Origin of the sequence: Enterococcus sp. DIV0756 (genome assembly GCF_051710745.1) — a bacterium.
Classification (GTDB): Bacteria; Bacillota; Bacilli; order Lactobacillales; family Enterococcaceae; genus Enterococcus_A.
On the sequence record NZ_JBIOLF010000002.1, the window covers coordinates 171,479 to 195,196 of the forward strand.

Annotated in this window: 26 protein-coding genes and 1 pseudogene; 15 read left to right on the forward strand and 12 right to left on the reverse strand. The window is 37.5% G+C overall.

What is annotated here, in order from left to right:
- Positions 1-10 precede the first annotated feature (10 nt).
- Positions 11-1,246, reverse strand: a complete 1,236-nt coding sequence (locus IGI44_RS17200) for a four-carbon acid sugar kinase family protein (RefSeq protein ID WP_438789171.1) — start codon at positions 1,244-1,246, stop codon at positions 11-13.
- A 168-nt stretch (positions 1,247-1,414) separates the two neighbouring features.
- Between IGI44_RS17200 and IGI44_RS17205 the strand changes: the two genes are divergently transcribed.
- Positions 1,415-3,199 (forward strand): PrpR N-terminal domain-containing protein, encoded by a 1,785-nt coding sequence (locus IGI44_RS17205; protein ID WP_438789172.1) that lies wholly within the window; start codon positions 1,415-1,417, stop codon positions 3,197-3,199.
- 119 nt (positions 3,200-3,318) lie between these two features.
- Here IGI44_RS17205 and IGI44_RS17210 read toward each other — a convergent pair whose 3' ends face one another.
- Positions 3,319-3,651, reverse strand: a complete 333-nt coding sequence (locus tag IGI44_RS17210; RefSeq protein WP_438789173.1) for an SdpI family protein — start codon at positions 3,649-3,651, stop codon at positions 3,319-3,321.
- Positions 3,652-3,876: 225 nt separating this feature from the next.
- Between IGI44_RS17210 and IGI44_RS17215 the strand changes: the two genes are divergently transcribed.
- Complete coding sequence (locus IGI44_RS17215; RefSeq protein ID WP_438789174.1) at positions 3,877-4,164, forward strand: porin; 288 nt, start codon at positions 3,877-3,879, stop codon at positions 4,162-4,164.
- A 65-nt stretch (positions 4,165-4,229) separates the two neighbouring features.
- Here the strand turns inward: IGI44_RS17215 and IGI44_RS17220 are convergent, their stop codons facing one another.
- Positions 4,230-4,559, reverse strand: coding sequence for a hypothetical protein (locus tag IGI44_RS17220; protein ID WP_438789175.1), 330 nt, complete (start codon positions 4,557-4,559; stop codon positions 4,230-4,232).
- A 225-nt stretch (positions 4,560-4,784) separates the two neighbouring features.
- On the opposite strand from IGI44_RS17220, the gene IGI44_RS17225 reads away from it, so the two are divergent.
- From IGI44_RS17225 to IGI44_RS17240, 4 genes are read left to right on the forward strand one after another with little or no spacing between them, the layout of a single operon-like run.
- A complete protein-coding gene (locus IGI44_RS17225; RefSeq protein WP_438789176.1) occupies positions 4,785-5,495 on the forward strand; it encodes an ABC transporter ATP-binding protein in 711 nt (236 codons plus the stop codon).
- 11 nt (positions 5,496-5,506) lie between these two features.
- The gene (locus IGI44_RS17230) at positions 5,507-6,286 is read left to right on the forward strand and encodes an ABC transporter permease (protein WP_438789177.1); all 780 of its coding nucleotides are present in this window, start codon (positions 5,507-5,509) and stop codon (positions 6,284-6,286) included.
- Positions 6,287-6,339: 53 nt separating this feature from the next.
- Positions 6,340-7,029 (forward strand): response regulator transcription factor, encoded by a 690-nt coding sequence (locus IGI44_RS17235; RefSeq protein ID WP_438789178.1) that lies wholly within the window; start codon positions 6,340-6,342, stop codon positions 7,027-7,029.
- Complete coding sequence (locus IGI44_RS17240) at positions 7,026-8,486, forward strand: HAMP domain-containing sensor histidine kinase (protein ID WP_438789179.1); 1,461 nt, start codon at positions 7,026-7,028, stop codon at positions 8,484-8,486. Before IGI44_RS17235 ends, IGI44_RS17240 begins: the two co-directional genes overlap by 4 nt.
- Before the next feature lie 41 nt (positions 8,487-8,527).
- On the opposite strand, the gene IGI44_RS17245 is transcribed toward IGI44_RS17240, so the two are convergent.
- Both IGI44_RS17245 and IGI44_RS17250 read right to left on the reverse strand, forming a co-directional pair.
- A complete protein-coding gene (locus tag IGI44_RS17245; RefSeq protein ID WP_438789180.1) occupies positions 8,528-9,085 on the reverse strand; it encodes a GNAT family N-acetyltransferase in 558 nt (185 codons plus the stop codon).
- A 130-nt stretch (positions 9,086-9,215) separates the two neighbouring features.
- Complete coding sequence (locus IGI44_RS17250; RefSeq protein WP_438789181.1) at positions 9,216-10,835, reverse strand: NlpC/P60 family protein; 1,620 nt, start codon at positions 10,833-10,835, stop codon at positions 9,216-9,218.
- 244 nt (positions 10,836-11,079) lie between these two features.
- Here IGI44_RS17250 and IGI44_RS17255 point away from each other — a divergent pair, with 244 nt between their 5' ends.
- Together IGI44_RS17255 and IGI44_RS17260 are read left to right on the forward strand one after the other, a co-directional pair.
- Positions 11,080-12,045, forward strand: coding sequence for a GIY-YIG nuclease family protein (locus IGI44_RS17255; RefSeq protein WP_438789182.1), 966 nt, complete (start codon positions 11,080-11,082; stop codon positions 12,043-12,045).
- Positions 12,046-12,112: 67 nt separating this feature from the next.
- Positions 12,113-12,607, forward strand: a complete 495-nt coding sequence (locus tag IGI44_RS17260) for a GyrI-like domain-containing protein (RefSeq protein WP_438789183.1) — start codon at positions 12,113-12,115, stop codon at positions 12,605-12,607.
- 504 nt (positions 12,608-13,111) lie between these two features.
- On the opposite strand, the gene IGI44_RS17265 is transcribed toward IGI44_RS17260, so the two are convergent.
- Complete coding sequence (locus IGI44_RS17265) at positions 13,112-13,726, reverse strand: histidine phosphatase family protein (RefSeq protein ID WP_438789184.1); 615 nt, start codon at positions 13,724-13,726, stop codon at positions 13,112-13,114.
- 330 nt (positions 13,727-14,056) lie between these two features.
- On the opposite strand from IGI44_RS17265, the gene IGI44_RS17270 reads away from it, so the two are divergent.
- Both IGI44_RS17270 and IGI44_RS17275 read left to right on the forward strand, forming a co-directional pair.
- Positions 14,057-14,317 carry a DUF6442 family protein gene (locus tag IGI44_RS17270; RefSeq protein ID WP_438789185.1) on the forward strand — a complete coding sequence of 87 codons (261 nt, stop codon included), beginning with the start codon at positions 14,057-14,059 and terminating at the stop codon, positions 14,315-14,317.
- A gap of 98 nt (positions 14,318-14,415) precedes the next feature.
- Positions 14,416-15,150 (forward strand): YdcF family protein, encoded by a 735-nt coding sequence (locus IGI44_RS17275; protein ID WP_438789186.1) that lies wholly within the window; start codon positions 14,416-14,418, stop codon positions 15,148-15,150.
- 157 nt (positions 15,151-15,307) lie between these two features.
- Here the strand turns inward: IGI44_RS17275 and IGI44_RS17280 are convergent, their stop codons facing one another.
- From IGI44_RS17280 to IGI44_RS17290, 3 genes and pseudogenes are all read right to left on the reverse strand, one after another.
- Positions 15,308-15,661 carry a nuclear transport factor 2 family protein gene (locus tag IGI44_RS17280; protein ID WP_438789187.1) on the reverse strand — a complete coding sequence of 118 codons (354 nt, stop codon included), beginning with the start codon at positions 15,659-15,661 and terminating at the stop codon, positions 15,308-15,310.
- 30 nt (positions 15,662-15,691) lie between these two features.
- A pseudogene (locus IGI44_RS17285) lies at positions 15,692-15,760 on the reverse strand (transposase-like zinc-binding domain-containing protein); the annotation flags it as partial.
- Between the two features lie 175 nt (positions 15,761-15,935).
- Entirely contained in the window at positions 15,936-16,190 is a 255-nt protein-coding gene (locus tag IGI44_RS17290) for a hypothetical protein (protein ID WP_438789188.1), read from the reverse strand.
- A gap of 336 nt (positions 16,191-16,526) precedes the next feature.
- Between IGI44_RS17290 and aspD the strand changes: the two genes are divergently transcribed.
- Positions 16,527-18,122: an aspartate 4-decarboxylase gene (aspD, locus tag IGI44_RS17295; protein ID WP_438789189.1), complete on the forward strand. Its 1,596-nt coding sequence runs from the start codon at positions 16,527-16,529 to the stop codon at positions 18,120-18,122.
- Between the two features lie 93 nt (positions 18,123-18,215).
- Here aspD and IGI44_RS17300 read toward each other — a convergent pair whose 3' ends face one another.
- On the reverse strand, positions 18,216-18,749 hold the full coding sequence (locus IGI44_RS17300; RefSeq protein ID WP_438789190.1) for a phenolic acid decarboxylase: 534 nt from the start codon (positions 18,747-18,749) through the stop codon (positions 18,216-18,218).
- Between the two features lie 107 nt (positions 18,750-18,856).
- Between IGI44_RS17300 and IGI44_RS17305 the strand changes: the two genes are divergently transcribed.
- From IGI44_RS17305 to IGI44_RS17315, 3 genes are all read left to right on the forward strand, one after another.
- Positions 18,857-19,390, forward strand: a complete 534-nt coding sequence (locus tag IGI44_RS17305; protein ID WP_438790290.1) for a PadR family transcriptional regulator — start codon at positions 18,857-18,859, stop codon at positions 19,388-19,390.
- A gap of 90 nt (positions 19,391-19,480) precedes the next feature.
- Positions 19,481-20,299: a bifunctional hydroxymethylpyrimidine kinase/phosphomethylpyrimidine kinase gene (gene thiD, locus IGI44_RS17310; RefSeq protein ID WP_438789191.1), complete on the forward strand. Its 819-nt coding sequence runs from the start codon at positions 19,481-19,483 to the stop codon at positions 20,297-20,299.
- The gene (locus IGI44_RS17315; RefSeq protein ID WP_438789192.1) at positions 20,289-20,837 is read left to right on the forward strand and encodes an ECF transporter S component; all 549 of its coding nucleotides are present in this window, start codon (positions 20,289-20,291) and stop codon (positions 20,835-20,837) included. Before thiD ends, IGI44_RS17315 begins: the two co-directional genes overlap by 11 nt.
- An 84-nt stretch (positions 20,838-20,921) precedes the next feature.
- On the opposite strand, the gene IGI44_RS17320 is transcribed toward IGI44_RS17315, so the two are convergent.
- Both IGI44_RS17320 and IGI44_RS17325 read right to left on the reverse strand, forming a co-directional pair.
- Entirely contained in the window at positions 20,922-21,587 is a 666-nt protein-coding gene (locus tag IGI44_RS17320; protein ID WP_438789193.1) for a helix-turn-helix domain-containing protein, read from the reverse strand.
- A 100-nt stretch (positions 21,588-21,687) separates the two neighbouring features.
- Positions 21,688-22,059 (reverse strand): nuclear transport factor 2 family protein, encoded by a 372-nt coding sequence (locus IGI44_RS17325; RefSeq protein WP_438789194.1) that lies wholly within the window; start codon positions 22,057-22,059, stop codon positions 21,688-21,690.
- A 409-nt stretch (positions 22,060-22,468) separates the two neighbouring features.
- Here IGI44_RS17325 and IGI44_RS17330 point away from each other — a divergent pair, with 409 nt between their 5' ends.
- The gene (locus IGI44_RS17330; protein ID WP_438789195.1) at positions 22,469-23,551 is read left to right on the forward strand and encodes a CPBP family intramembrane glutamic endopeptidase; all 1,083 of its coding nucleotides are present in this window, start codon (positions 22,469-22,471) and stop codon (positions 23,549-23,551) included.
- Positions 23,552-23,718 lie beyond the last annotated feature (167 nt).

The window sequence follows — 23,718 nt, forward strand, 5'->3', positions numbered from 1 at the left end:
CCATTTTCACCTATTCTGTTAATTGACTGATTTCTTCAAAAAGTTCAATATTTCCAAAGCCACCAGATTTAGTAATGACTTGAATTTCTTGTCCTTTCCATTCAATAGAAGAAAGAACCACACCAGCGCTGATTTCCGCAAGCGGTTTTATTTCATTAATCCCCAACACACTCATCGATTGGAACAACGTGTCCCCCCCAGTAAACAAGAAGGTATTTTCAGTATCCCTCGACCAAATCGCTTGGGTCAATTCACCTAATGACTGGCCGATTTTGAAACGAAAGTCTGAAAGCTCCACCCCTTGCTCCTGTTTGTACGTTTCAATTCCCAAACTGGTTTCTTTACTTAGCGTTTCAAAAAGTATCAGTTGAAACTTTTTCATTAAAGACACATATTGATCAATTTCTTCTTTTCCCTCTCGTCCAGTCCAATAGTTGGTTCTCAGTAATTGGTGATGACTCAAAGAAATTCTAGGATAGTTTTGTTTCTCCACATAATCAACCTGTTTTCTTGTAATAGGATTCACACTGCCGCAAACGACAACAAGCGGTTTTTTTAACGCATAATTTTTGGATTCTTTTTGTGGAAAAATTTTTTGTGCGAGTATCTTCGCAAAACCGGCACAACCGATCGTGAGTGATAAAAGGTCTGATCGCTCCAATGTAGCAATTTGCTGTTCTAAATCTTGATTGGTTTTCGCATCGAAAACTAGCACGCCAGTCACCTTTTCCGGAAGTGTTTGTTTGATTAAATGTCCATCAATGCCGGCTTCATTTTTTAATCGTCGTAAGATATTGCTTTCCGTTACTGGTTCATAAGGATCTCTTCCAAAAACACTTTCCGAAACCAATCGATGATTAATGTATAAATCTCCATTGACCACGATGCGATTCATTTCAGGATATGCAGGTAAAAACGGCACTGCAGCTTTTTGACTAGCATCTAGTGCTGCTTTGATCTCAGCACTAATATTTCCTCGTAAAGCAGAATCAACTTTTTTATAAATGAAAGGTACTTCCGCCTTTTTAGCGCTTACAATTATAGCGTGTATCAATGTGTAAGCCTCTGTAAAACTCAAGTAACGACTTTCTGTATTAATCACTAAAACATCAATATCTTCACTTACTTTGTCAAAAATCAAATTTGTATCGGTGGAGACTACTGTTGGAATACCTTGTTTCGAAAATTGTACGCCTGTATCAAGTGCGCCAGTAAAATCATCCGCGATAACTAATAGCTTTATCATCCGTTCACCACCTTAGATTTCATGGTTTCATTTTAGCTTGCATCCTCCTCTTTTAATATCCAATAAATGAAAAAAACGTTTATTTTTGAAACACTTTAGGACAACAGGTGTCTGAAATGCATTTTTTGTCGTATAATCGTTCTAATATGAAACACAAGGAGAAAGAGTATGACAGCTAAAATCAAGATTTTAGGGATCGCACCTTATGAAGAACTCAATAATTCTATGAGCGCCGTCAGTAAACAATTTACTGAAATCGACTCCGATATTTATACTGCAGATCTGAAAGAAGGACAAAAAATCGCTGCTGAACTATATACTAATGATTATGACGCGATCATTTCTCGAGGCGGTACTGCGGATCTAATTCGTCACGTAGTTTCAATTCCGGTGATCGATGTTTCTATTTCCATCTACGATATTCTCGGCACGATTCGTTTAGCAAAAAATTATACAGATAATTTTGCAATTGTTGGTTACGCCAGTATCACGGAAACCGCTCATCTACTCTGCGATATTTTGGGCTATAATATTAAGATTATCACCTTAGATGAAACAATTGATGCCAGTCTGACTTTGGACATCCTAGCCGAAGAGCACTATGAGATGATTCTCTGTGACGCCATTACAAATCGTTTGGCCTTAACAAAAGCGATCAATACGATCCTAATTACTTCTGGATTTGAAAGTGTGAAGCATGCGTATCAAGAAGCCTTGACTATCGCAAAGCAATTAAAAAGAGTCACCCATGAAAAAGCAGTTTTAGAAGAAAGTATCAAACAACAAAAACAAGCGTTTGTGATTGTTGATGAAGAATTTCAAGTTTATTTTGCAAATGTCTCGAATGAGTTAGCCCGCTCGGTCGCCAAATTTTTGCGTACAAAAAAAGATATGACAGACGAAAACCAATACTATCATACCTTTAAAAACAAGGTCTATATGCTTAATGTAAAAAAAGTGAGCATTGAGGATCAGAGCTATTTCAGCTGTCATCTAAAAATTTCGACACCACCGATCATTAACAATCGCTTTGGGATTTTTTATCAAAAACGTTCAGAGGTTGCCGAGATATTTACGACCAAACTTTTATTTGCCCAGTTTATTCAAGAGGAGACGAAAAGAGAACTGCGTCGAACGAATCATTTCTATACCTCCATTATTATCGTTGGTGAAACTGGAACCGCAAAATCAAGTATTGCTTACCAAGCTTTTTTAAATCAAGAAAGACACAACAATCAACTGATTTCGATTGACGCAAAGCTAATGAATGATAAGATGTGGAAATTTTTGGTGAATCCTACCAATGGGCCTTTAGTTGACGAGAACAATACCTTGCTCTTCCAAAACATTGAACAACTTTCGGTACGAGACGCAGAACAATTGATTACAATCGTAAAAAACACGAAACTGCTGCAAAGAAATCACGTATTGTTCACCTACAATACGAATAATGTCAGTGAGGAAAAAATCTATCATCGCTTGTTATTTGAGTTAAACTGCGCCAGCATCTATGCACCACCCATCAAAGAACGAAAGCATGAATTAAGTGTGATCACTACGTTGATGCTAAACAAAATGAATATTGAATGTAACAAAGAAGTTCTCGGCTTTGATCCAAATGCACTTAAGGAATTTCTGGCTTACGATTGGCCAGGAAATTTCAATCAACTGCAATCAGCGATCAAGGAACTGGTGATCAATTCAACGACCCATTATATTTCTGAACATCAAGTGATCCAGCTGCTAAAAAAGGAACACTTACTACAGCATTTCTCTGATACTCATTTAGGAAGCTTTACTTTAAAAACAAAGGTAGAGAATCCAACGCTCTTTGATTACTCAAAAGAGATCATCCTAAATGTGCTGGATCAAAACAATGGGAATCAAACAAAAACTGCTGAACAACTGGGAATTAGTCGAACAACCTTGTGGCGGTATTTAAAAGCAGACTGAAGTGTAAAGTTTTTTTGAAATATACTTAACAAAAAGAAAACAAACGAGTATTTTTCTTTCCATTTGGAAAGTTTAAACTCGTTTGGTTTTTATTGGTGATTTTAACTGGTTTTAAAATATTAATCTAACTTGCTATTTATCCAAAAAAATTGGACAACTATTAATAAAAAGAAAACAACAGTGTTTCCTACTAAAAACCAATCATCTGACCACTGAAGAAGCCTTTTACTGAGAAGTGTAAATAATAATTGACATCCTCCGAAAACAAATGAAGAATTTCTTACAATCGCTTGTGCTTTTCTCCAATTTTCTGCGTTTTTAACTGCCTTCGTTGATCGAAAACCATAAACAGAATTTGTCCGGTAGCGATCTTTCTTCCCCAACTCTGTTTCCAAAATAGGCAACACGAATAAAAATACTACTGCTGGAAACAATCCTATAAACCAAATCACTTTCCTCGTTCCTCCTTCATTCATTTTTATCAAGAATTAAGCAATAAAATGAAGCTGCGGCAAAAAACTAATTTATTATTAGGACTTTCAATCTTCTTAAAAGTCATTTTTCCCTATTTTTTTACGAGAGCTTAAAAAATAGGCCAACGATTATAGCTAGATTCCTCAAATCTCCACGTAGAATACGTATAATAAAAGGAGAAACGAAATACTTAAAGGAATCAGGTGATCATTTTGGAAAAATATGTTTATGCTGTTGTGTTAACTTCTTCCATTTTTCTGAAGCTTACGTCCATCATCAGTCTTTCGCTTTTTTTACTATTATTCGGAATTGTTGCTGGAATTGTTGCCGGTCGCGTTTTCCTTTTTCGTAAATATGATTTATTTATCCCTGTTTTCAAAGTTAATATTTTAAATGAAAACAGCAAATTAATCATTTTATGCACCAGTGTCCTCGTTTATTTAATCGCATTAGCCTTGATAGCCATAGGTTCATGGCTGTATTTTCAATGATAGCTGACATTACTATAGCAAAAAAGAAAGGATTCTGTCAGATCCTTTCTTTTTTGCTTCATTATTTATATCCCCGATTTCGCGAAGCTATCTGTCGCATCCACTACAATCACATTTTCTTCCAATAGGCATAGTTCTGTCATCAATAAGCGTTTCATTTCTGCTTTAGTCAACGGCGATCTCCCTCTGAACACACCTTCTCCATAGACTTGCCAAGTAGCTGCATCTTTGATTTTGGGATGCTGAATGATGTTTGGTGCGGGTTCGATTTTAAAGGAAACAACCAAATCATAATAAACACCCTCATCTTGTTTTGCTTCCTGTGATTGCTTAATAAACAAATATATGATTATTCCAATTAAAATTGCTCCAATAATTAGGAGAACTTCGAACATGGTTTCCACCTCACATCTATTTCTATAGCAGTATTTTGAATTTTATGGGCTCTATGATTTTAATTATACCAAAGTATGAATAAAAGTAATAAATCCCCCTTATTTATCTCCTGAAATTGATTCTTTTCCTAATGATTGTATTTGTAAGGTTATTTTAAGGTTAATAACAGTCCTCAGCAAGTTTTCCTCTCTATACTGTAGTCATAAGGAACAGGAGGAAAAATCATGACAACAACCATTTTAGAAATTAATGATTTACGAAAAAGTTATGGGCACCATGAAATCTTAAAAGGAGTTGATCTACAGTTGCAGTCGGGAAAAATCACCGGACTTTTGGGGCGAAATGGAGCTGGTAAAACAACACTGATGAAATGTATCTTAGGATTAACAGCGAACTTCAAAGGTGAAATGACTTTTAATGGAGAACGTTTGAACACAAGGGATACTGGTACAAAAATGAAAATTGGCTCGTTGGTAGACGTTCAATTTTATGAGGATTTAAATGCTTATGATAATTTGATGCTTTCGATTCGATTAATTCCTTCAATCCCTCGCAACGAACGCAAACGGATGGTTCAAGAGAGCTTAGAATTTGTTGAATTAGACACCGCTGCTAAGAAAAAGGTCAAAAATTTCTCATTTGGGATGAAACAGCGTTTGGCCTTGGCTCTATCCTTAATCACCAAACCAGAGCTCTTAATTTTAGACGAGCCCTTCGTCGGTTTAGATCCTATTGGTGTAGAAGAAGTCAAAGAGCTGCTGCAAAAGCTTTGCCATGAACGGGGAACTGCTATACTTTTCTCCAGCCATCAAATGCAAGAGGTTTGTGACTTGACGTATACTATTCTTGTGCTAAGCAACGGCGTAATCGGCTATTCTGAACAAAACACCCATTTTGAAAACCAACAGGCTCAATTAATTGAGCTGATGAAATAGGAGGAGTACTCATGGAAATATGGACAATTTATAAAATGGAAATGATCAAAACTTTAAAACGAAAAAATAGTTTGATTTTGCTGATTCCATCAATTCTAGTTGTGATTTTGGCATTTGGTATTTCAACAGGCGGTGTTACCTTTACTGGAGGTACTATGAACAATAACGGCACATTTGCTTGTCTCGATTTTGTTTCTGCCATGTGGGCCTTCTTCAACACACTCGGCATCTGGGGAATTCTATTGATTTTAGTTGCAGCTTTTCATTTTTCTGGTGAGATTTCTAGCGGGCAAATAAAAATGACGCTGCTTCGAATAGGAAAAAGAAGCCCTGTTATTTTTGCAAAATTCTTAACATTGGTCACTACCGCAGTAAGTGCCTTTGCCCTCTTCACCCTTAGTGCTTGCGGGAGTTACTACCTTTTCATTGCAGAATCTTCGATCGGTAACGGAAAATTCGCTTCAGCGATGATCGATCTACCAAATATGTTAATGATGATTGGCTTTATTCTTCTGCACTTAGCATTATTCATGGCAGTAACATTGCTTGCCGGACTGTTTTTATCACCTTTTATCGCGTTTATTCTCTCCCTAGTCAGTTTGTTTGCGGTCAATTATTTGATAAATGCGAATGCTTTTGATTTTACAAAATATTCTGCCCTATCGGTGAGCAATCATTTAATTGGTGGACAAGCTGAATATTTCGTTTCTGCACTGCTGTCTTCGATCTTGATAGTCGCTTTTATTATAGCCTTAACTGCTCAACTTTTTAAAAGAGTAGATATAAAATAGCTTGTTTGAACGGTATAATGAATAGTATTAGATGAGCAAGGGAGTGTTGTTTCATGGGTATTTCGATTCTAGTGGCTGATGACGAGCAAGGGATCATTGATTTTGTCACCTTATATTTAGAAAAAGACGGCTATACAGTCCACACTGCAACAGATGGAGAAAAAGCATGGGAATTGATTCAGCAAGAAACAGTTGATCTGGCAATTTTGGACATTATGATGCCAAAATTGAACGGGTATCAGCTGATCAAGAAAATTCGTGCCGAAAAAAATATGCCGATTATTTTCCTAACTGCCAAAGATGCCAGTGCTGATAAAGTATTGGGACTAGACATTGGTGCAGATGATTATATTACTAAACCTTTCGATCCGTTGGAATTAGTCGCCCGCGTCAGCGCTCAGCTTCGCCGCTTCTATTCTTTAGGAACAAAAGAAATCAGTGAACCCAAAAAAATTGTCCTTCATGACTTAGTTCTCGACTTGGATCAGTGCCTACTTTTTAAACAAGACGACTCAATCAGTCTGACTTCAATCGAATTCAAAATTTTGCGTCTATTAATGAGTTCTCCCGGGCGTGTTTTTACTAAAAAACAGATTTACGAAGCGGTGTGGCAGGACTCCTATATCGTTGATGACAACAACATCATGGTCTACATCAGTCGGCTCAGGGAGAAGTTGGGAATGAGAGAGGAGGAATCTTATATCCAAACGATCCGAGGATTAGGATATAAGATGCTGCCATGAGGAAGAAGCCAAAAACATTAGGACGTTTTTTAACTAAAAAGTATATTACGACTTCACTGTTATTATTAGGGCTTTTATATATTTTAGCATTCGTAGCTCAACTTCTTTCAGTAGGTACAAATAAAATTGCACTTGAACTATGTGCTGAAACGATCGTCAAATCGGATTATAGAAAAATCGATACTGCTATATTGGAGGACGTAGGTGGATGGCTAGAGATTTTGGATGAAAATAATGATGTTATTTACACCAAAGGTACTGTCGCTGAGAAAAAGGCTCACTACTCTCAAAAACAGCTGTTAGAAATGGATGGACTCCAATCTGTGATTCGACGCAAAGTTTACAAAATCGGACCTTCAACCTTGAGTCTAAATGATAAAGGCTCTCCTTATATTGCTACTTTCGCTCCTTTTAAAGGTCGAGATGGTCGAGAATACCTTTGTATCGCCAAGATTCCTCAAGGGAGCATTTTAGGTACACTTGAGCCGACATTTTCAAAATTTCGTTCATCAGTCTTCTTTTCTATTATAAAGGAACTTATCATAATCCTTATTCCCGTAGTATTAATCTTCATCTTTTGCTTAAAACGTTATTCTAAATCAGTCAAAGAACATATTGTCGCACCGAATACGGTTTTAATTAACGGTTTGCGAACAATCAAAAATGGCGATTTCTCAAAAAAAATCCATTTGAACGCCGAGTACGAGTATGTTGAAATTGAAGATTCCTTTAATCATATGGCAAAACAATTGGAAGAAGCCGATCGGCAACGTGCTTCTTATGAAAAAGAGCGACAACTACTGTTCGCCAATATGGCTCATGATCTACGTACACCGATTACAACCATTCAAGGTTCTGCAAAAGCCGTCGCCGATGGATTGGTCAGCCAAGACAAACTGAATCAAACAATGACAACTATTATTAAGAAAAGCGATCATATGAATGAATTGGTTAATCGCCTCTTAGTTTTCTCAAAATTAGAAAGCCCTGATTACCAGCTTCAACGACTAAGTTTAGACGTATCCGAAATGATTCGCGAAGCGTTGCTAGATCAGCTGGAAACAGCGGAAAAAAATCAGATTGAATGGCTGGTTGATTTGCCCGAGGAACCTCTGGAGATTATCGGTGATCCTGTGGAATTAAGACGGGTGTTTGACAACTTAATTGGAAACAGCATCCATCACAATCCGGCAGGTACAATTGTTCAAATCCAGCTCACCTCTTTTAGAAATCAAGTGATTTTTGAGATCAAAGACAATGGGGCTCCGATTTCTAAAGAGTTGCAGGAGCATTTATTTGACCCTTTTGTCAGTGGTGATAGTTCGCGTACGACTAAAAATGGAAGTGGTTTGGGACTAGCCATAAGTAAAAAAATCGTGGAAATGCATGGTGGGAAGATTTTGTTCAAAGAACTCAATGAACAAGAGAAAATGTTTCAAGTACTGCTATTTTTGTAATCTGTAAAATGACCCTGACTTAAATTGTTCAGGGTCATTTTTTAAAGAAAATTCTTCGTTTTAACTCTAGAAGACGAACAATCCTTTAAAACTAAAAGGTAGGATGGATGCTCCAAGCCCGTCGGTTGATAGTATTCTTTGCCTTGGAATTTGAAGCCCAACTTTCTTAATAATTTCTCAGAGGCAGCATTTTCTGGATGATGGCCCGCAAATAATACCGACAAATCCGTTTGATATGTTGCGTAAGAAATAACCCCTTTTGCCGCCTCCTCGGCTAAGCCTCTTCCCCAAGCATCCGGCACTAAGTGAAACCCTAGTTCCGCCATTTTCGCTTCTGAATCGTAATCGTGCAGCCCGCAACAACCGATGAAGGCTTCCCCTTCTTTTAGAAAAAGGGGCCAATATTGAAAATCAAACGTTTTCTGACTTTCAATTTCCAACGCTAGTCTTTGGGCTACTTGCTCTTTTGAGAAGCAGCCATTCTTCGCAATAAAATGCGTTACCTGTTGATTTCCCCACAATTGCTCTGCCAATGGTAAATCGGCGTTTGACCAAATAGATAAGAAAAGACGTTCCGTTTCAAAAACTTTTTTTCGCATACTGTTTGCCTACCATTCTTAAAAATGTCTATTCCTAATTTTAGCGGATATTATTTCTATTATTCAATAAAAAATATCCAAGTCGACGAATAAGGATTACGTCCACTTGGATATTATTTTTAAGTTAATTTTAGTATACGCGAACACCGAAATCTGGTGCATAGTATTGAGTCGAACCATATTTCACGTTTTCACCTGGTTGAGGAGCATGAATATATTGATCTCCTCCAGCTGAGATAGCCACGTGATAAGTTGAGCCTTGGTCGCCCCAGAATAATAGATCGCCTTGTTGTGCTTGGCTAACATCAATTTGTGTACCTGATGATTCTTGTGCAACGGTCCAAACACCGATATCTTTACCAGTTACTTGTTTGTAAACATATTGAGTAAGTCCTGAACAGTCAAAACCGCTAGTATCTTTTCCACCCCATACATATGGTGTGCCAATATATTTTTCAGCTTCGTTAACAATTTGTTGCCCACGAGTCTGATCCGTAGCCGGAGTTTCTGTTGCGGGTTGTTCTGGTGCTGGCGTTTCTGGTGCCGGAGTTTCCGTTACGGGTTGTTCTGGCGCTGGTGTTTCTGGTGCCGGAGTTTCCGTTACGGGTTGTTCTGGCGCTGGTGTTTCTGGTGCCGGAGTTTCCGTTGCAGGTTGTTCTGGCGCTGGTGTTTCTGGTGCCGGAGTTTCCGTTGCAGGTTGTTCTGGTACCACCTTATCAGCTTGAGGTACTTCTGGTACTGGACTTGGTATTACATTTTGTTCAGACGCTGGCGTTTCAGCGGGTACTTCTGGAGTTGCTGTAAAATCATTACTGATAGGTACATCAACTGTAGTATTTTGTTCAGTTGGTGCTGGTTGCACTGGCGTTTCAACTGGAGTAGTATTAACTACCGTACCATTACCAACAATTATTGTTTGTCCAGCGTAAATATTGCTTTCTGAAACATTGTTCCAAGCGGTAAGGTCTTCAACACTAACGCCAAATTGTGCAGCAATCGAACTAACTGTGTCACCAGACTGTACTGTATACTTGACTGGTTGAGTTGATGTTTCGGCAGCAGGCTGAGCCACTGGCGGTGTTACTGGTTCTGTGGCATCATAGCTAGCCAAATCATTTTCTTGAATGACTGAAACTAATTTTTGAACATAGCTTTGATCGTCATTGAAGCGGTCTTTTAATGCTTCAGCAGCTGTTTGATAATCTTTTGCATTACTGCGCCATGTTCCACTGAAGTAATTTTCGTTACCATCACGAGAAGTTGTCTTGATGATTTCGATGTAATCTTGGATTGCTTCCTTATAAGAACCATAGTGCTTCATTTCTTTCTTTTCACTAGCACCAGTCTCTTGGTTCTTTTTGTCCAACATTGCAGATTGGCCTTTGTACTGACCTTCTAATCCAAAAAGATTGTAATATGGGGCTTTAGCAAAATCATTTTGTCCCCAATCACTCTCAACGATGGCTTGAGCGATCATAATTGACGCATACAGGTCATGTTTTTCGGCTAACGGTTTGATTTCATTTGAAATTTCATTGATAAATGCTTTCTTATCAACATTTGACGTAGTTGCAGTGGCATTTCCTTCAACAGCCTCTACTTCATTTGTGTTTAGTAGTGGTGCCGCTACTGAAACCGCTACTAGTGCCGTACCTACTACAGCAGACCCTTTTTTAATGTTACGATAATTGATGGTCTTCTGTCGTTTCTGTTGACGTAGTTCACGTCTGGTCAAAACCTTATTTGACATTTAACATCTCTCCATTTCTCTCTCTCATTGCTTTCTTAACGTAATTAATTATAACACAATAGAAATGGATGGTCATTGTTTAAGAACTGCATTTCTTGATATTTTAGATTATTTTTTCAGAGAATAGACCAAAAACGCCTACTTTTCAATTATTTTCAAAATTCTTAAAAAATTGATTCTGTAAAAACCTTTTAAAAATACGATTAAAAATCTTTTTGGTCAATACGACAAACGAGGTGAAAAAATGCTAAAAGAAAAAATTAAGAATTTACCAAGCGCACCAGGAATATACAAAATGAAAAACATACATGGCGATATTATATATGTAGGAAAAGCCAAAAATTTGAAGCAACGGGTTAGTTCCTACTTCGTACAAAACAAGCAACACTCTCGGAAAGTTTTAGAAATGATTCGTTGGATTGACGATTTTGATTACGAAATAGTGGATACAGAATTTGATGCTCTCTTATTAGAATGCCATTTAATTCATCAAATTCGACCACGTTATAATCGAATGATGAATTACTATGAAGGATATGGTTACTTTCAGTTTATTGATAAAGCACCATATCTGAAGGTACTAAGTGAATGGTCTGAAGTTGGCCTAGTCATTGGGCCTTTTTTCAAGCAAAGTAAAATCCAAGAATTGAAACAAATCATTAACAGTACCTACCGTTTAGATGGGCCTCTAAAATACGTAGCGGGTATTGTAAAAAACTATACTGAAATCGATCCTGAAGCAGAATTTGACTTGCGCATTCAGGAAATTAAAGAAACCCTCTTAGGGCGCTCAACAGCTTTACTCACACGTATTGACCAGCGAGTACAGGCGGCTAGTGCACGTCATGATTATGAAGCTTCCGCTCAATGGTGGGATTATTACTTAACAGTACAACGTTTTTTACGCAGAAATAAACAGCTGATCCAAATCATGCAGAATCATACTTTTGTTGGAATACTAACAGAAAATAAGAACTACTACTGCTATCTCTATGCCAAAGGAGAGCTGCTGAATCGTGTGGTTTATCATCGAAAACCAACTTTTCAACAAGCGAAAAAAAGATTAGAAAAAGCCATCCCTGCTAAAACTTGGCAACGTCTAGAAACTAAGGAACGTTTGGAAAAAGAAGAGGTTGATCTCTTTCCCATTTTCTTTAATTATTTGAATCAACATGGTCAGGTGCTTGGCTTTGAGACACGCAACGAATAGTTCCTATTTGTATTCGATTTCAATCCTTGTTACAATCATTCTAAGTGTTATGAAACGGGGGATAAGAATGCAAATTGAGAAGATCATTAAACCAGCACAAACAATCGTTTCGATGTCTAGGCATATTTCACATGAATACTTGCCAAGTTACATCGGGACTTCTTTTGTGGATTTATTAGAGTACATTCAAAAAAATGGGGCCGAATTGGTAGGGACACCGTTTATCTCCTATTTAAATCTTGATAGCAATGGTCAGCCTAAGGACGAGTTGCTGGATGTTGAAATCGGCTTCCCAATTAATCAGGAAATTCCCTCTACAGAGAAATTCCAAAGTTATGAACTTCCCAGCTACCAAGCTGTACGTACACTATATGTCGGAGATTACGAGGACTTGACCGATTCCTATAAGGAATTGCTAGAAGCGATTAAGCAAGATGGCGGTATCTTTACTTTCCGTAGCTATGAGTACTTTTTGACAGATGCTTCTGTTCCATTGGAAGATCAAGAAACAATGATTGAATTAACGTATCGTCAAAAACGGAAAAATTTATTAACAGATTAAACGGTATACATTAAAATAAAATGAGGGTCCTTTCGATTAAACGATCGAAAGGATTTTTGTTTGTCTTTCATTTTTTTAAACCTCTCACTACTCATTAAAATAGTTTTTTTATCTGCTTCTTAATAATTTCTAGATAAAATAAAAAAACACCTTAGCACAAAACGCTAAAGAGTTTTTTAAAAGTTATTTATAAGCAGTCGACTTTTTTCTTACAGGATCGAGACGGTTTTCACGACTATTTATTATTCACAAGATTATTTGTAGTCAAAAATTAAGTGTTTGCTCGTAAAAACTGCAGGAAAAGCGAGGATATATTTATGCTCATTTTATTATGAAGAAAAATAATAAATAACTGTTTTAATCATTTAAACTTTTAACTATCATATTTATCAGTAATTAACCAGTTCTTTTAAAAAAATATCTCAAACAACTATTTCGTTAATTTTTTTTAAATAAATAGTTAAATATAGAATCTCATAGGGCATTTATTCATTATTTATTCATTCAAAAAGATTTTCCCCAATCTTCAATATGAACTTCCCCATTTGCATAATTGAGAATGGTTAAACTGGAATTATCCATAATCCCCCCCTCACGGATTTTCGCTAAGGGACTCCCTTTTAACGTATTTAGTAAAGCCATCAATAAAATTCCATGACTTACTATTAAAATTTTCCCATCAGGATACGTATCGCTTACTTGCTTAATCACTTTTGTACTTCTCGCTATTAAATCCGCATAGGACTCTGCGTGAAATTTCTTCGCATCAAATAAATCCGGACGTTTTCGGTAATTCTTTATATCTTCAGGATATTCTTCAGTAATCTTATCGACCTTTTTTCCATCCCAATCGCCTAAACGCATCTCTCTCAAATCTTCAACAATTTCTACCTTAGTCGGATGTTGATTTTCATCCAGAATCAATTTTGCTGTGGTTTGCGCACGCATCTGTGGAGAAGTCAGTGCTAAATCAAACGGGAGAGTCTTTAAGTGCTCCCCCATCCGTTTGGTTGCTTCGACTCCCGAGGGAATCAAAGGGGAATCGACTGTTCCTCCATTAAAAAGTCCTTTAGCATTGTTTTCAGTTTTCCCATGTCTGACAAAATAAAAAGTTGTCACACCTACACACCCCATTCATTATTCATTTATTTGTTTGAATGCTTCGTTCTATTTTCCCCACCCAGTATACACTACTTATCAGTAATTGATACCAAAAAAAACGTATCTACTACCTAAAAAACCAAAAAACACCTTTTTTATTAAATAGTAAATTCTTAAACACGTGACATTGTAATCGGCTTCAATTATAATAAAAAGAACAAAGATCGTGATATCAACTCAGTTTCACCTTATTTAAAGGTGTGCACCCTAAAAGAAAACAAAATTTTAACTTTAAAATAACTTTTATTTATTTTGATCAATGATCTTATAGAAGCGGAGGGAAAACGGATGGAAAAAAATCGAAAACAGACTAGTACAGATTTAGCTTTAGCCACAGCGGGAATTTTTAGTCTGATTCTTTTTAGTATTCTAATGATGGCTCGTGTTATCGATGATCGTGAAGTAATGGATCTAGTCAGCCTAGTTACGGGAGCCGCGGGAGCCTTTTGTTATGGAAAATTTCTTTGGATCAAGCAAAAATCCTGGTTAAGCTTATCCGTTATTCTTTTCGCGTTATGTATTTTCTTCTTCATCCGATACTTATTTTAACATTTACTGTCAGTAATTCTTGCTGACAGTTTTTTTCTATCTGTTTTTTTTGTTACTATACTATTAGTAGTATACAAAGAAGGAATAAGGAGGGCATTATGTCTGATTTTGCTACGCTAGTGGATTTTCTAACCACGATTCAAGACAATCCGTATTTCGAAACTGACACACTTATCATTGCTGGGAATAGTTTACCAAATTTGATTGTTTCTGCTGCACAGTTTTGTGAGGAGGATTTCCGGATTCAACGAGTCATTTTTGTAGGCGGGATTGGTCACGGTACTGCCCCGTTGATCTCAAATTGCAGAAAAATGTATCCAGAGCTTGTGAGACCAGAGTGGGAACAGCTTTCTGAAGCTGAAATCACGCACGAAATATTTTTGCATTACTATTCACGTAATCTTGAGCTACTGTTAGAAAAAAAATCAACCAATACTGGCGAAAACGCTCGTTTCTCCTATGAGCTCTTTGAGCATGATGCACCGAAAAACTTTTGGCTCGTGCAAGACCCAATGGTTCAAAAGCGTACCCATATCACCTTTTGCAAAGAATGGGGGCTCCAATTATCAGCAGTTCAGCCCCTTTGCTTTGAACAGCCGAAACTGATTAAGTTTGATACCCGTCCCCACTTTAAAAATCCGCAAATGGATACTTGGTGGGAAACAGATTATTTCCTATCATTAGTCGTTGGTGAAATTCGGCGATTACACGATGATGAGAATGGGTATGGTCCTAAGGGAGCGAATTTTATTCCTCACGTTGAGGTCCCAGAGAATGTTCTGGCGAGTTATCGAAGATGCGAGAACTATTTAACACATGTTGAAAGAAAATAGAACTAGCCTCTGCTTTCATTTAAAGCAGAGGCTAGTTCTATTGGCTATGTTTTAATACAGTGTTACTATTATAACCATTTTTAAGGGAAGTTATTATACTTCCCTTAATGCACATTTTAAGAAATTTGCAAACTATACCTATAGATATATAGTCATTTTATTCAATAGGCAAATTGTGCTGTTTTAAGAAAGACAACTTATCCCAATAGCCTCTTTGAATTAAAATTTTATTATTTACTATTTGAAAAAAACCGCAACCTCTCAAACCTAATGGGTCACGCCACTCTAAAATTGCCCATTGTCCATCTTCGAAAATGTTTTCAACGATACAAACCATTTTTGCGTTAGAAAAATCTTGTTCAAACATTTTCTTTATAGCCTCTTTCCCAATAACTGGCTCATTGGCAACCTGATGGTTTATTGCATTATCATCATATAATTCTGAAATAATTTCTACATCTGCATTATTAAATGCGTCAACCCATTGGCAAAGTATTTCTTTTGGATTCATAAAATTTACCTCCTCGATATGTAATAATCTTTATTTTATTTTGCAAATATATCGTTGTTTACCTTTATGCTTTCCGTTTCTTGATACAGTTTTAGCACTGCAATATGAGCGACTTTTCCCTTGGCGATTTTATTAACTTCTTTTGTTATGATCTCTATCCCCTTGCCTTTTATTCAAAAATTTCTGAAGAATATTTCGCTCGTTCTCTTTTTATCCTTTTATCAATCGAGTTAGTAAAAAAAGAAAGCCCTCCCTTAGAGAACTCCCTTCGATTTTACTCAATGATTGTACTTACAAATCCTGCGACTTTATCAAACAAATCTCCGAAGAAACTTGAAACGCTTTGCCATAGTCCACCAAAATTAGGATTCGCGATAAAGTTTTGAACTTGTGAGATGACTTGATCCTTATACACATAAATAATGAATAGCAAGAACAACACACCAGCGATTCGCCATAAGACTGATCCTACCTTTACCACAAAGAAAACCAATAGTGCGATAAATGCAATAGCAATTAATTGATCCATCTCTGATTCCTCCTTCTTTCTCTCTATATATACTTCATAATCCATCCGTTTGCATAGCAATTAACTTATAGGAATAGTATGCCTTAAAATATTCTTTATCGCATGGGTCGAAAGACTGATATCTGTTCGGGAAATTCAAAAATAGAATTCTGAGATTTTTGTAAGCGTTAACTTCGCTTGCGTATCAACGTTTAAAGAATATTTCAAGAAAAAACGCTCTCTATTTCTTTGGATTTTAACAGAAATTTTCTCATAAACTCTAAGCGTATTTACGCTGTATTAAAAATTATTCTCGTTACTATAGAACCAAACTATAGCGTAGAAGGAGTCGTATTTGTGACAACAATTACTGAACAAGCCTTAGAAGAATTAAGTCCTTTTGAATTGAGTCTCTTTTTGGAACAAAAGATCCACGAAAACAAAAATGTTAGCAACCTGCTAAATGCTGGTCGAGGAAATCCTAATTGGACTGCCCCTACTCCACGGGAAGCCTTCTTCTTACTTGGACAATTTGCTACCCAGGAAACGTTGTATGGAACAGGTGAATTAACAGCAGGTATGATCCAGGCCGATACAAGCCGTGGCGAACGGTTTACTGAATTTTTAGCAACTCATCCAGGAAAAGGCGCCGATTTCCTAAAAAAAATCTGGTTTTCGGATAACAATTACTTAGGAATGCCAAAAGAAGCCTGGTTAACAGATATGTTGGATCACATCATCGGTGACAACTATCCAAATCCAGTACGCTGCTTGAGTGCCTGCGAAGGCCCAATCAAAGCCTATTTGAATCAGGAGCTATTCTCTGATAGTACCATTCCCTTTGATATTTTCGCGGTTGAAGGTGGAACGGCTGGAATCTGTTACATTTTCGATACCTTGCTCAACAACTTTTTATTAAATCGCGGCGATAAAATTGCCTTGATGCTACCGACTTTCGCACCATATTTAGAAATTCCCGAATTGCCAAAATACGCGTTTGAAATCGTCAAAGTTCAAGCCAAGCAAACCCTAATCGACGGTAAAATGACCTATCAATATCCTGATGAAGAAATTAATAAGCTGCGCGATTCTGCTATCAAAGCTGTCTTTGTAGTAAATCCTAGCAACCCGACTGCCAATGCACTGGCTCAACCCACGATTGATTTACTGAAAGAGATCGTTGCAACTGATAACCCTGAATTGATGATTTTAACTGATGATGTCTATGGTACATTTGTTCCAGTCTTTACGTCTCTATTTTCAGAGATTCCATACAATACCGCCTGTATTTATTCTTACTCGAAATATTTCGGAGCAACTGGTTGGCGTGTGGGAACCATCGCTGTTGCCAAACACAATCTGTTTGATGAATTGATCGCCAACCTGCCGCAGGAGAAGATCGAAAAATTAAACGAACGCTATGCATCATTGACTGCTGATCCGACAACGATCACTTTTATCGACCGAATCGTTGCTGATAGTCGCGATGTTGCGTTAAATCATGCTGCTGGATTATCCGCTCCACAACAAGTAATGATGGTAATGTTCAGTTTATACAGTTTATTAGATGAAGGAAAAGCCTACAAAGCGGAAGTGATGGATATTTGTCGTCAACGAGAAAAACTCTTGTTTCATACTTTAGGACTACAGGAACCGCTTGAAGATTTAGACACAGCCTACTATTGCGAGATCAATTACGAAGACTGGACGCGGAAACGTTACGGCAATGCTTTTGCTGACTATTTGAAAAATAAATGGACAGTAACCAAGGTGCTAACTTCTTTAGCTGAAAAAGAACAATTGATGCTATTGAAGGCCAATGCTTTTGGCAGCAGCGAGTGGGCCGTTCGTGTTTCTTTAGCCAACCTAGCGACGAATCAATACCCAGAAGTTGGCAAACGAATCATTCGTTTAACCGATGAAATTCGCGACCAATGGATGAAAACGAAATAGAAAAAAGTCAACATCCCCATCAGAATGTTGACTTCAGATTGTAAAATAAAAGCTGCTCTAGGCTCATATTTCGAGCTTGGAACAGCTTTTGTTTTAGTTATTGATCCGACGATAATTTCCATCAAAATAATTGCCATTACGAATATCCTCAGGCATCCCTTTGTAAGGAGTTTCACTGATCACATCCTCGTTGTTTTCCCCAGCCTCACCAATATAAGTAATCTTTGCAAACTCTGGAACGACTAATTTAGGATAGGTTTCGTACTTTTCTCTAGCTTCAAGCATTTCGTCAATATGTTCATTTTGAAATGTGACTGTAATTTCTGGATGTTCTTCTACCCATTTTGGGAAGAAAATCGTGCCATGAAGCTTGTTTTCATTTGGTAAAAAATCTAACGCAACATCTGTCCCGGTTGGTTCTGTCCAAGTAATCTTATAGACCCCTTCAGTTAACAGGTCCATTTGTACCTCTTGATCCTTCACCCAGCGGCCTGCGACCATGCCGCCATGAATTCGATAGTCTACCGTATGATCATTTTTTGCATACCATTCATATTCCCAGCCGTTATCATACGTATAAATAAAGTGGGTGCCGACAAAATCTGCCAATGTTTTAAATTGTTTCAATTGAATCCCTCCAAACGATTAATTAACAACATGTAATTATTTACATGTTTTAGATTACTTGATTATGATAGAATGATTTTAGACAATTGTCAAGGGAGAGGATTAACATCGCACAAAAAAATACGCTACAGTATATTATTCTAGGAATGCTTCAGGATGATAAAAAAACTGGCTACGATATAAAAACAGCTTTCACAACTGAAATAGGTGAATTTTGGCAAGCGAAGCACAGCCAAATTTATCCCGAATTATCCAAACTTACGAATAAAGGCTGGATCGATTTTGAAACAGAAATCGTTGGAACAAAACTGGAAAAAAAGGTCTACTCACTCACTACTGAAGGAAGAAACGCTTTATTAGCATGGCTCAAGGAGCCGCTAACAGAGCTACCAACGAATAAGGATGAGTTTGTTTTGAAATTATACTTTATAAAAAGAATTGACGATGAACGCCTACCGGAGATGATCCAGCAGCAAATTGATTTGCATCAAAAAAAATTAACTCATCTAGAAGAACGAAAACTAGTTGTTTTTCCTGAAAAAAGAATCAAAGAAAATTACGGACATTACCTTATCCTCATGCATGCCATCCATCGCGAAGAAGAATATCTAAGTTGGCTGGAAAGCTTAAAACAGCAGTAATAATTGGATGAGGGAAAACAAATCCAATTGGCTGTTTCCATCTTCCAATTAAAAAGATATGCTGTTAAAAAACAAATGGAGCGTTACTATATGAAAAAAGTCGCAACAATTGCCGGTTCAGATGCCACTGGCGGTGGTGGGCTAGAAGCCGATTTAAAAACCTTTCAGGAATTTGGAACATTTGGATTAGCAGCAATTACGTCGATCGTTAACTTAGATCCAAATAACGGGAAGCACCATTTACGCCTCCTTCCGCTAGAGCTGATTCGAGAACAAATTGCTTCGGTCTTTGCAGGTCCAATTGATGCAGTAAAAACGGGGCTGCTGCCTTCTCGAGAAATAATCGCGTTGGTTCAAGAGCTGATCCCTAAAGATATCCCATTAATCGTTGATCCTGTGATTGGTGGAAAAGGAACCCAAGACTTTATTAAAAATGACCAAGTTCAAGCCTTACGAGAAGAGCTGCTTCCTCAGGCGTTGATCACAACACCGAACTTACGAGAAGCAGGGATCCTATCTGAACTAGGCGAACTTACTTCTGAAAAGCAAATGCAAGAAGCCGCTAAAAAAATATCCCTATTGGGGGTAAAGAATGTCGTTATCAAGGGCGGCGCGCGATTTGATTCGGAGCAAACCCTCGACCTTTATTATGATGGCAGGGATTTCCGACGCTATCCGCATCCTGTTATTGATACCCCCTACAATCATGGAGCAGGATGTACATTTGCCGCAGCGATCACCTCTGCTATAGCAAAGAATTATCCGTTGGAACAAGCAATCACGCTGGCTATTGAGTTCGTGCAATCTGCTATCGCAATGGGTGAAAAAATTAATCCGTATGTGGGTCACGTGTGGCATGGCGCCTACACTCACGGTGAAAAACGATTGGAGTATTCAGATGAACAGTGATAAACGTATTCAAAATTTAGTATTAGTCGCTTTATTTGCGGCACTAACCCTGATGGGCACAATGATCAAAATCCCGCTACCAACTGGTGCATTTATTCATTTTGGAAATTCTGTCGTTCTTTTAGCGGTACTTTTGGTGAGCTATTGGCAAGGAGCCTTAGCAGGTGGTCTTGGCTTTTTTATTTTTGATATTTTAAATGGCTTTGCGGCTGAAGCTCCATACTTTCTAGTGGAAAGTTTTGTTGTTGGGGCTGCGGCCTACGCTGCCTTCTCCCTGTTTAAACATAAACCTACGCGTATTCATCAAGTAGTCGTTATCGGTTTTTGTGCTGGGGTTGCCAAATTCATCATGTCCGTGATTAAAGCCACGATTATGGCAATGATTGCTGGCGCTCAACTGAAGCCTGCTTTCTTCGCCGCGTTAGCTACAATGCCCGCTACTATAATCAATATCTTTTCAACAATTTTAATTGTCAGCCTCGTATACTTTCCATTAAGACGAGCAATGCAGTTAATTTTTCATAATCAACCAGTTTAATTTATGCTATAATGAACCTCCTTGGCAGGGGCGAAAGCTTACAAAAAAGCGGCGAACAAATCGATTGATTTGTTCGCCGCTTTTCTAGTCCTCCATTGATGGGACCTCATAATAGTCCTTACTCATGATGTCACGGTAAATACCCGGAATAGATTTCCATGAGATAAACGAGATTCTTCGTACATAGGTTCCTTTATGCTGCACCAAAGCGTAATTCTTCCCTTCTGGAGCCTGCCCACCTTGAAAATTCAATAACATCCCTTCGCCAAATGGATCATCTGCTACCCAAATATTTTTATACGGGTCAGGAACTTGAGCTTTCTTTCCATCCTTTTGGTATTCTTTTCCGCCATTATAAGTAACAGAAGTTGGCAATGTCGCGTAGCCGATCTTCATTTCCATAAAGGGATTGAAGCGATCCACCCATTGATTTTTATTTTGGTATTGAGTCAGAAATAAAATTCCTAAAAACACGATTAGTAACGTCGCAATCAAACCATACTTATAAACTTTTTTCAATTTGATATCCTTATCAATTCGTTTAACGACCTCCACATCTCCTCTCAATAATTCGTCCAATGAAATACCGAAAAGTTCGCTGAGCTCTACTAGTAACGATAATTCAGGGTATGTCCGTCCTGTTTCCCAACTTGAGACAGTTTTATCAGAAACATTGATTTTCTCAGCTAATTCTTTTTGCGTCCATCCCAACAGTTTTCGATGTTCCTTAATTTGTATTCCAATTTCCAAACCGCAAACCCCTTTCCCATTTCATCATAAAAAGAATAAAACCAACATACCACCTATCCTTTGTGGAATGCCTCTATATCAAGCTCTACATTTTGTAGAATCACTTATTCATTGCATCCAACTGCTTTTTCGAATCACAGAACACCTGCCATATTTTAATTTTCTGCCCCTCCACTACGACTTTCCAAGCAGCAGGAATTTCCCAACGTTTATCGGGCATTCCAAGATAGGAGCCGCTCGCCCTTCCAAGAATCATCGCAAACTGATCATTTGCAAGATACTCTTCAATCTCGATTAAATAGTCAGGAAACCAATCAAAATAACCTTGCCAGCCACTCTTCATTGCTTCTTTATCCTCACAGTTTCCATAAGTATCAATGAATCGAAAATCTTCTGTCATCATTTGGATAATCGTCGGTAGGTTTTGCTGATTGATGGCTGCTACGAATTGTTCGATGATTACACGTCTCATAAGCATTTCCTCCAAAAATTTTCTTTTTAAACAGTATAGCAATTTCAATCGATGAATATGATCAGGAAATAGATTTCAACGGTGTAGGTTATCAAGATGTTTAATTTACTCGATAATTATTGATTGGCGAACTGGGATTTTGTTTATTTAGGACTTTATTACAATTATTTGAAAGGATTATTCCCCAAAAGCCGTACTTTTTTGTAAAATTGTTGTATAGAAGAACTAAGTACAAAAAATGAGTTCATTTAAGAATGGCAGTTCAACTTTTCGCAGATTTCAAAAGTTGAATGATCCATTGCAAAGTTTAATAAGTGTGAGACGGGAGCACTTTAGTTGAAAGATAGAGGCATTCAAATTGAACTATTTTTCTCACAAAAAATCATCCAATAAACCGAGGAGTGATAAGATGTACGAAAATCAACAAAAGGAAAAGAAACAACTACTGATTTTTTCGGCAATTGCTTTTGGAATGCCTGTAATTATGGGATTTTTGATGTGGTACGGTTATGGTCAACAAAAAAACTTAGATTTATTCGCCTCTGTTCATATGTTTTACCCAGCTGCAGGCGTCATGATTGCTTCACTGTTTTATAGCAAAGAAAAGAAACTGCTTCCTAAACCATTTTATATATGCTATTTAGCGCAAACTACGCTGATAATCGTACTCTGTCTTTCGCTCTTTTTCACTGGCAAACAACTTTTTAACCAATTGGCGAGTATAGTTATACTTATTGGCGCTTTGGTATCACTGCCTTGTCTCTTCCTAGCAAAAGATGAGCAGAATACTGCGTACGGATTGACCCTCAAAAACGGTAAATCCGCGGTTCGCATCGTACTGCTGTATCTTTTTTTATACATTGCACGTATAGTGATCGCATTAATAATTGACGGAAGTTTTTCGCAACTCGCGGAAACTTTTTCCAATCCATCAACTTGGGTTGCTCTTATATCTTTACCCATTTCCTTTTTTCTTTCTTTTATTCCTTTTTTTGGAGAAGAATATGGTTGGCGCTATTTTCTGCAACCGATCTTACAAAAACATTTCGGCGCCTTAAATGGTGTTTTACTACTAGGATTTGTTTGGGGAATTTGGCATTTGCCGCTCAACTTTTTCTATTATACTTCACCAGCAGATGGCATTATCTCCGTTGCCAATCAAATCGTCGTTTGTATGACTTTTGGAATTTTTTACGCCTATGCTTATATGAAGACGGATAATATTTGGACAGTCGTTGTAATGCACTTTTTGAATAATCATCTGATTCCTATTTTCTCCGGTGACTTATCGGGAAATTCCATAAAAGGCAACAGCATCACATGGAGTTCCGTCGTTTTTAGCCTGATTGTTATGACAGTCTGTTACGCTTGGCCAGTATTAACAAAATTCTTCAGAGATCTCGACAATCTCAACCCGACGCCAGAACATCGTGCCGCTAGTGTCGCCCATTCATTGAGTACCGAACACGAACAAGTCATTGGTGAATCATAGCGGTAAAAAAATGTTTTTTTGTTCAACGGAGTGGCGTCCACTCCGTTTATTTGCTTCTTTCCCTTTAGTCCAAATTCTAAAAAATTAAAATAGATTATGAATGCAAAATTGTTTTATTATTATTTTCTAATGTGTTATACTTTTATTTGTAAGTATGTTATTAAATG

Excerpts from the sequence above, each read along its gene's own strand:
- IGI44_RS17200 (WP_438789171.1), bottom strand. The coding sequence starts at position 1,246 with ATGATAAAGCTATTAGTTATCGCGGATGATTTTACTGGCGCACTTGAT.
- IGI44_RS17205 (WP_438789172.1), top strand. The coding sequence starts at position 1,415 with ATGACAGCTAAAATCAAGATTTTAGGGATCGCACCTTATGAAGAACTC.
- IGI44_RS17220 (WP_438789175.1), bottom strand. The coding sequence starts at position 4,559 with ATGTTCGAAGTTCTCCTAATTATTGGAGCAATTTTAATTGGAATAATC.
- IGI44_RS17225 (WP_438789176.1), top strand. The coding sequence starts at position 4,785 with ATGACAACAACCATTTTAGAAATTAATGATTTACGAAAAAGTTATGGG.
- IGI44_RS17230 (WP_438789177.1), top strand. The coding sequence starts at position 5,507 with ATGGAAATATGGACAATTTATAAAATGGAAATGATCAAAACTTTAAAA.
- IGI44_RS17235 (WP_438789178.1), top strand. The coding sequence starts at position 6,340 with ATGGGTATTTCGATTCTAGTGGCTGATGACGAGCAAGGGATCATTGAT.
- IGI44_RS17240 (WP_438789179.1), top strand. The coding sequence starts at position 7,026 with ATGAGGAAGAAGCCAAAAACATTAGGACGTTTTTTAACTAAAAAGTAT.
- IGI44_RS17245 (WP_438789180.1), bottom strand. The coding sequence starts at position 9,085 with ATGCGAAAAAAAGTTTTTGAAACGGAACGTCTTTTCTTATCTATTTGG.
- IGI44_RS17250 (WP_438789181.1), bottom strand. The coding sequence starts at position 10,835 with ATGTCAAATAAGGTTTTGACCAGACGTGAACTACGTCAACAGAAACGA.
- IGI44_RS17255 (WP_438789182.1), top strand. The coding sequence starts at position 11,080 with ATGCTAAAAGAAAAAATTAAGAATTTACCAAGCGCACCAGGAATATAC.
- IGI44_RS17260 (WP_438789183.1), top strand. The coding sequence starts at position 12,113 with ATGCAAATTGAGAAGATCATTAAACCAGCACAAACAATCGTTTCGATG.
- IGI44_RS17270 (WP_438789185.1), top strand. The coding sequence starts at position 14,057 with ATGGAAAAAAATCGAAAACAGACTAGTACAGATTTAGCTTTAGCCACA.
- IGI44_RS17275 (WP_438789186.1), top strand. The coding sequence starts at position 14,416 with ATGTCTGATTTTGCTACGCTAGTGGATTTTCTAACCACGATTCAAGAC.
- IGI44_RS17280 (WP_438789187.1), bottom strand. The coding sequence starts at position 15,661 with ATGAATCCAAAAGAAATACTTTGCCAATGGGTTGACGCATTTAATAAT.
- IGI44_RS17290 (WP_438789188.1), bottom strand. The coding sequence starts at position 16,190 with ATGGATCAATTAATTGCTATTGCATTTATCGCACTATTGGTTTTCTTT.
- thiD (WP_438789191.1), top strand. The coding sequence starts at position 19,481 with ATGAAAAAAGTCGCAACAATTGCCGGTTCAGATGCCACTGGCGGTGGT.
- IGI44_RS17315 (WP_438789192.1), top strand. The coding sequence starts at position 20,289 with ATGAACAGTGATAAACGTATTCAAAATTTAGTATTAGTCGCTTTATTT.
- IGI44_RS17325 (WP_438789194.1), bottom strand. The coding sequence starts at position 22,059 with ATGAGACGTGTAATCATCGAACAATTCGTAGCAGCCATCAATCAGCAA.
- IGI44_RS17330 (WP_438789195.1), top strand. The coding sequence starts at position 22,469 with ATGTACGAAAATCAACAAAAGGAAAAGAAACAACTACTGATTTTTTCG.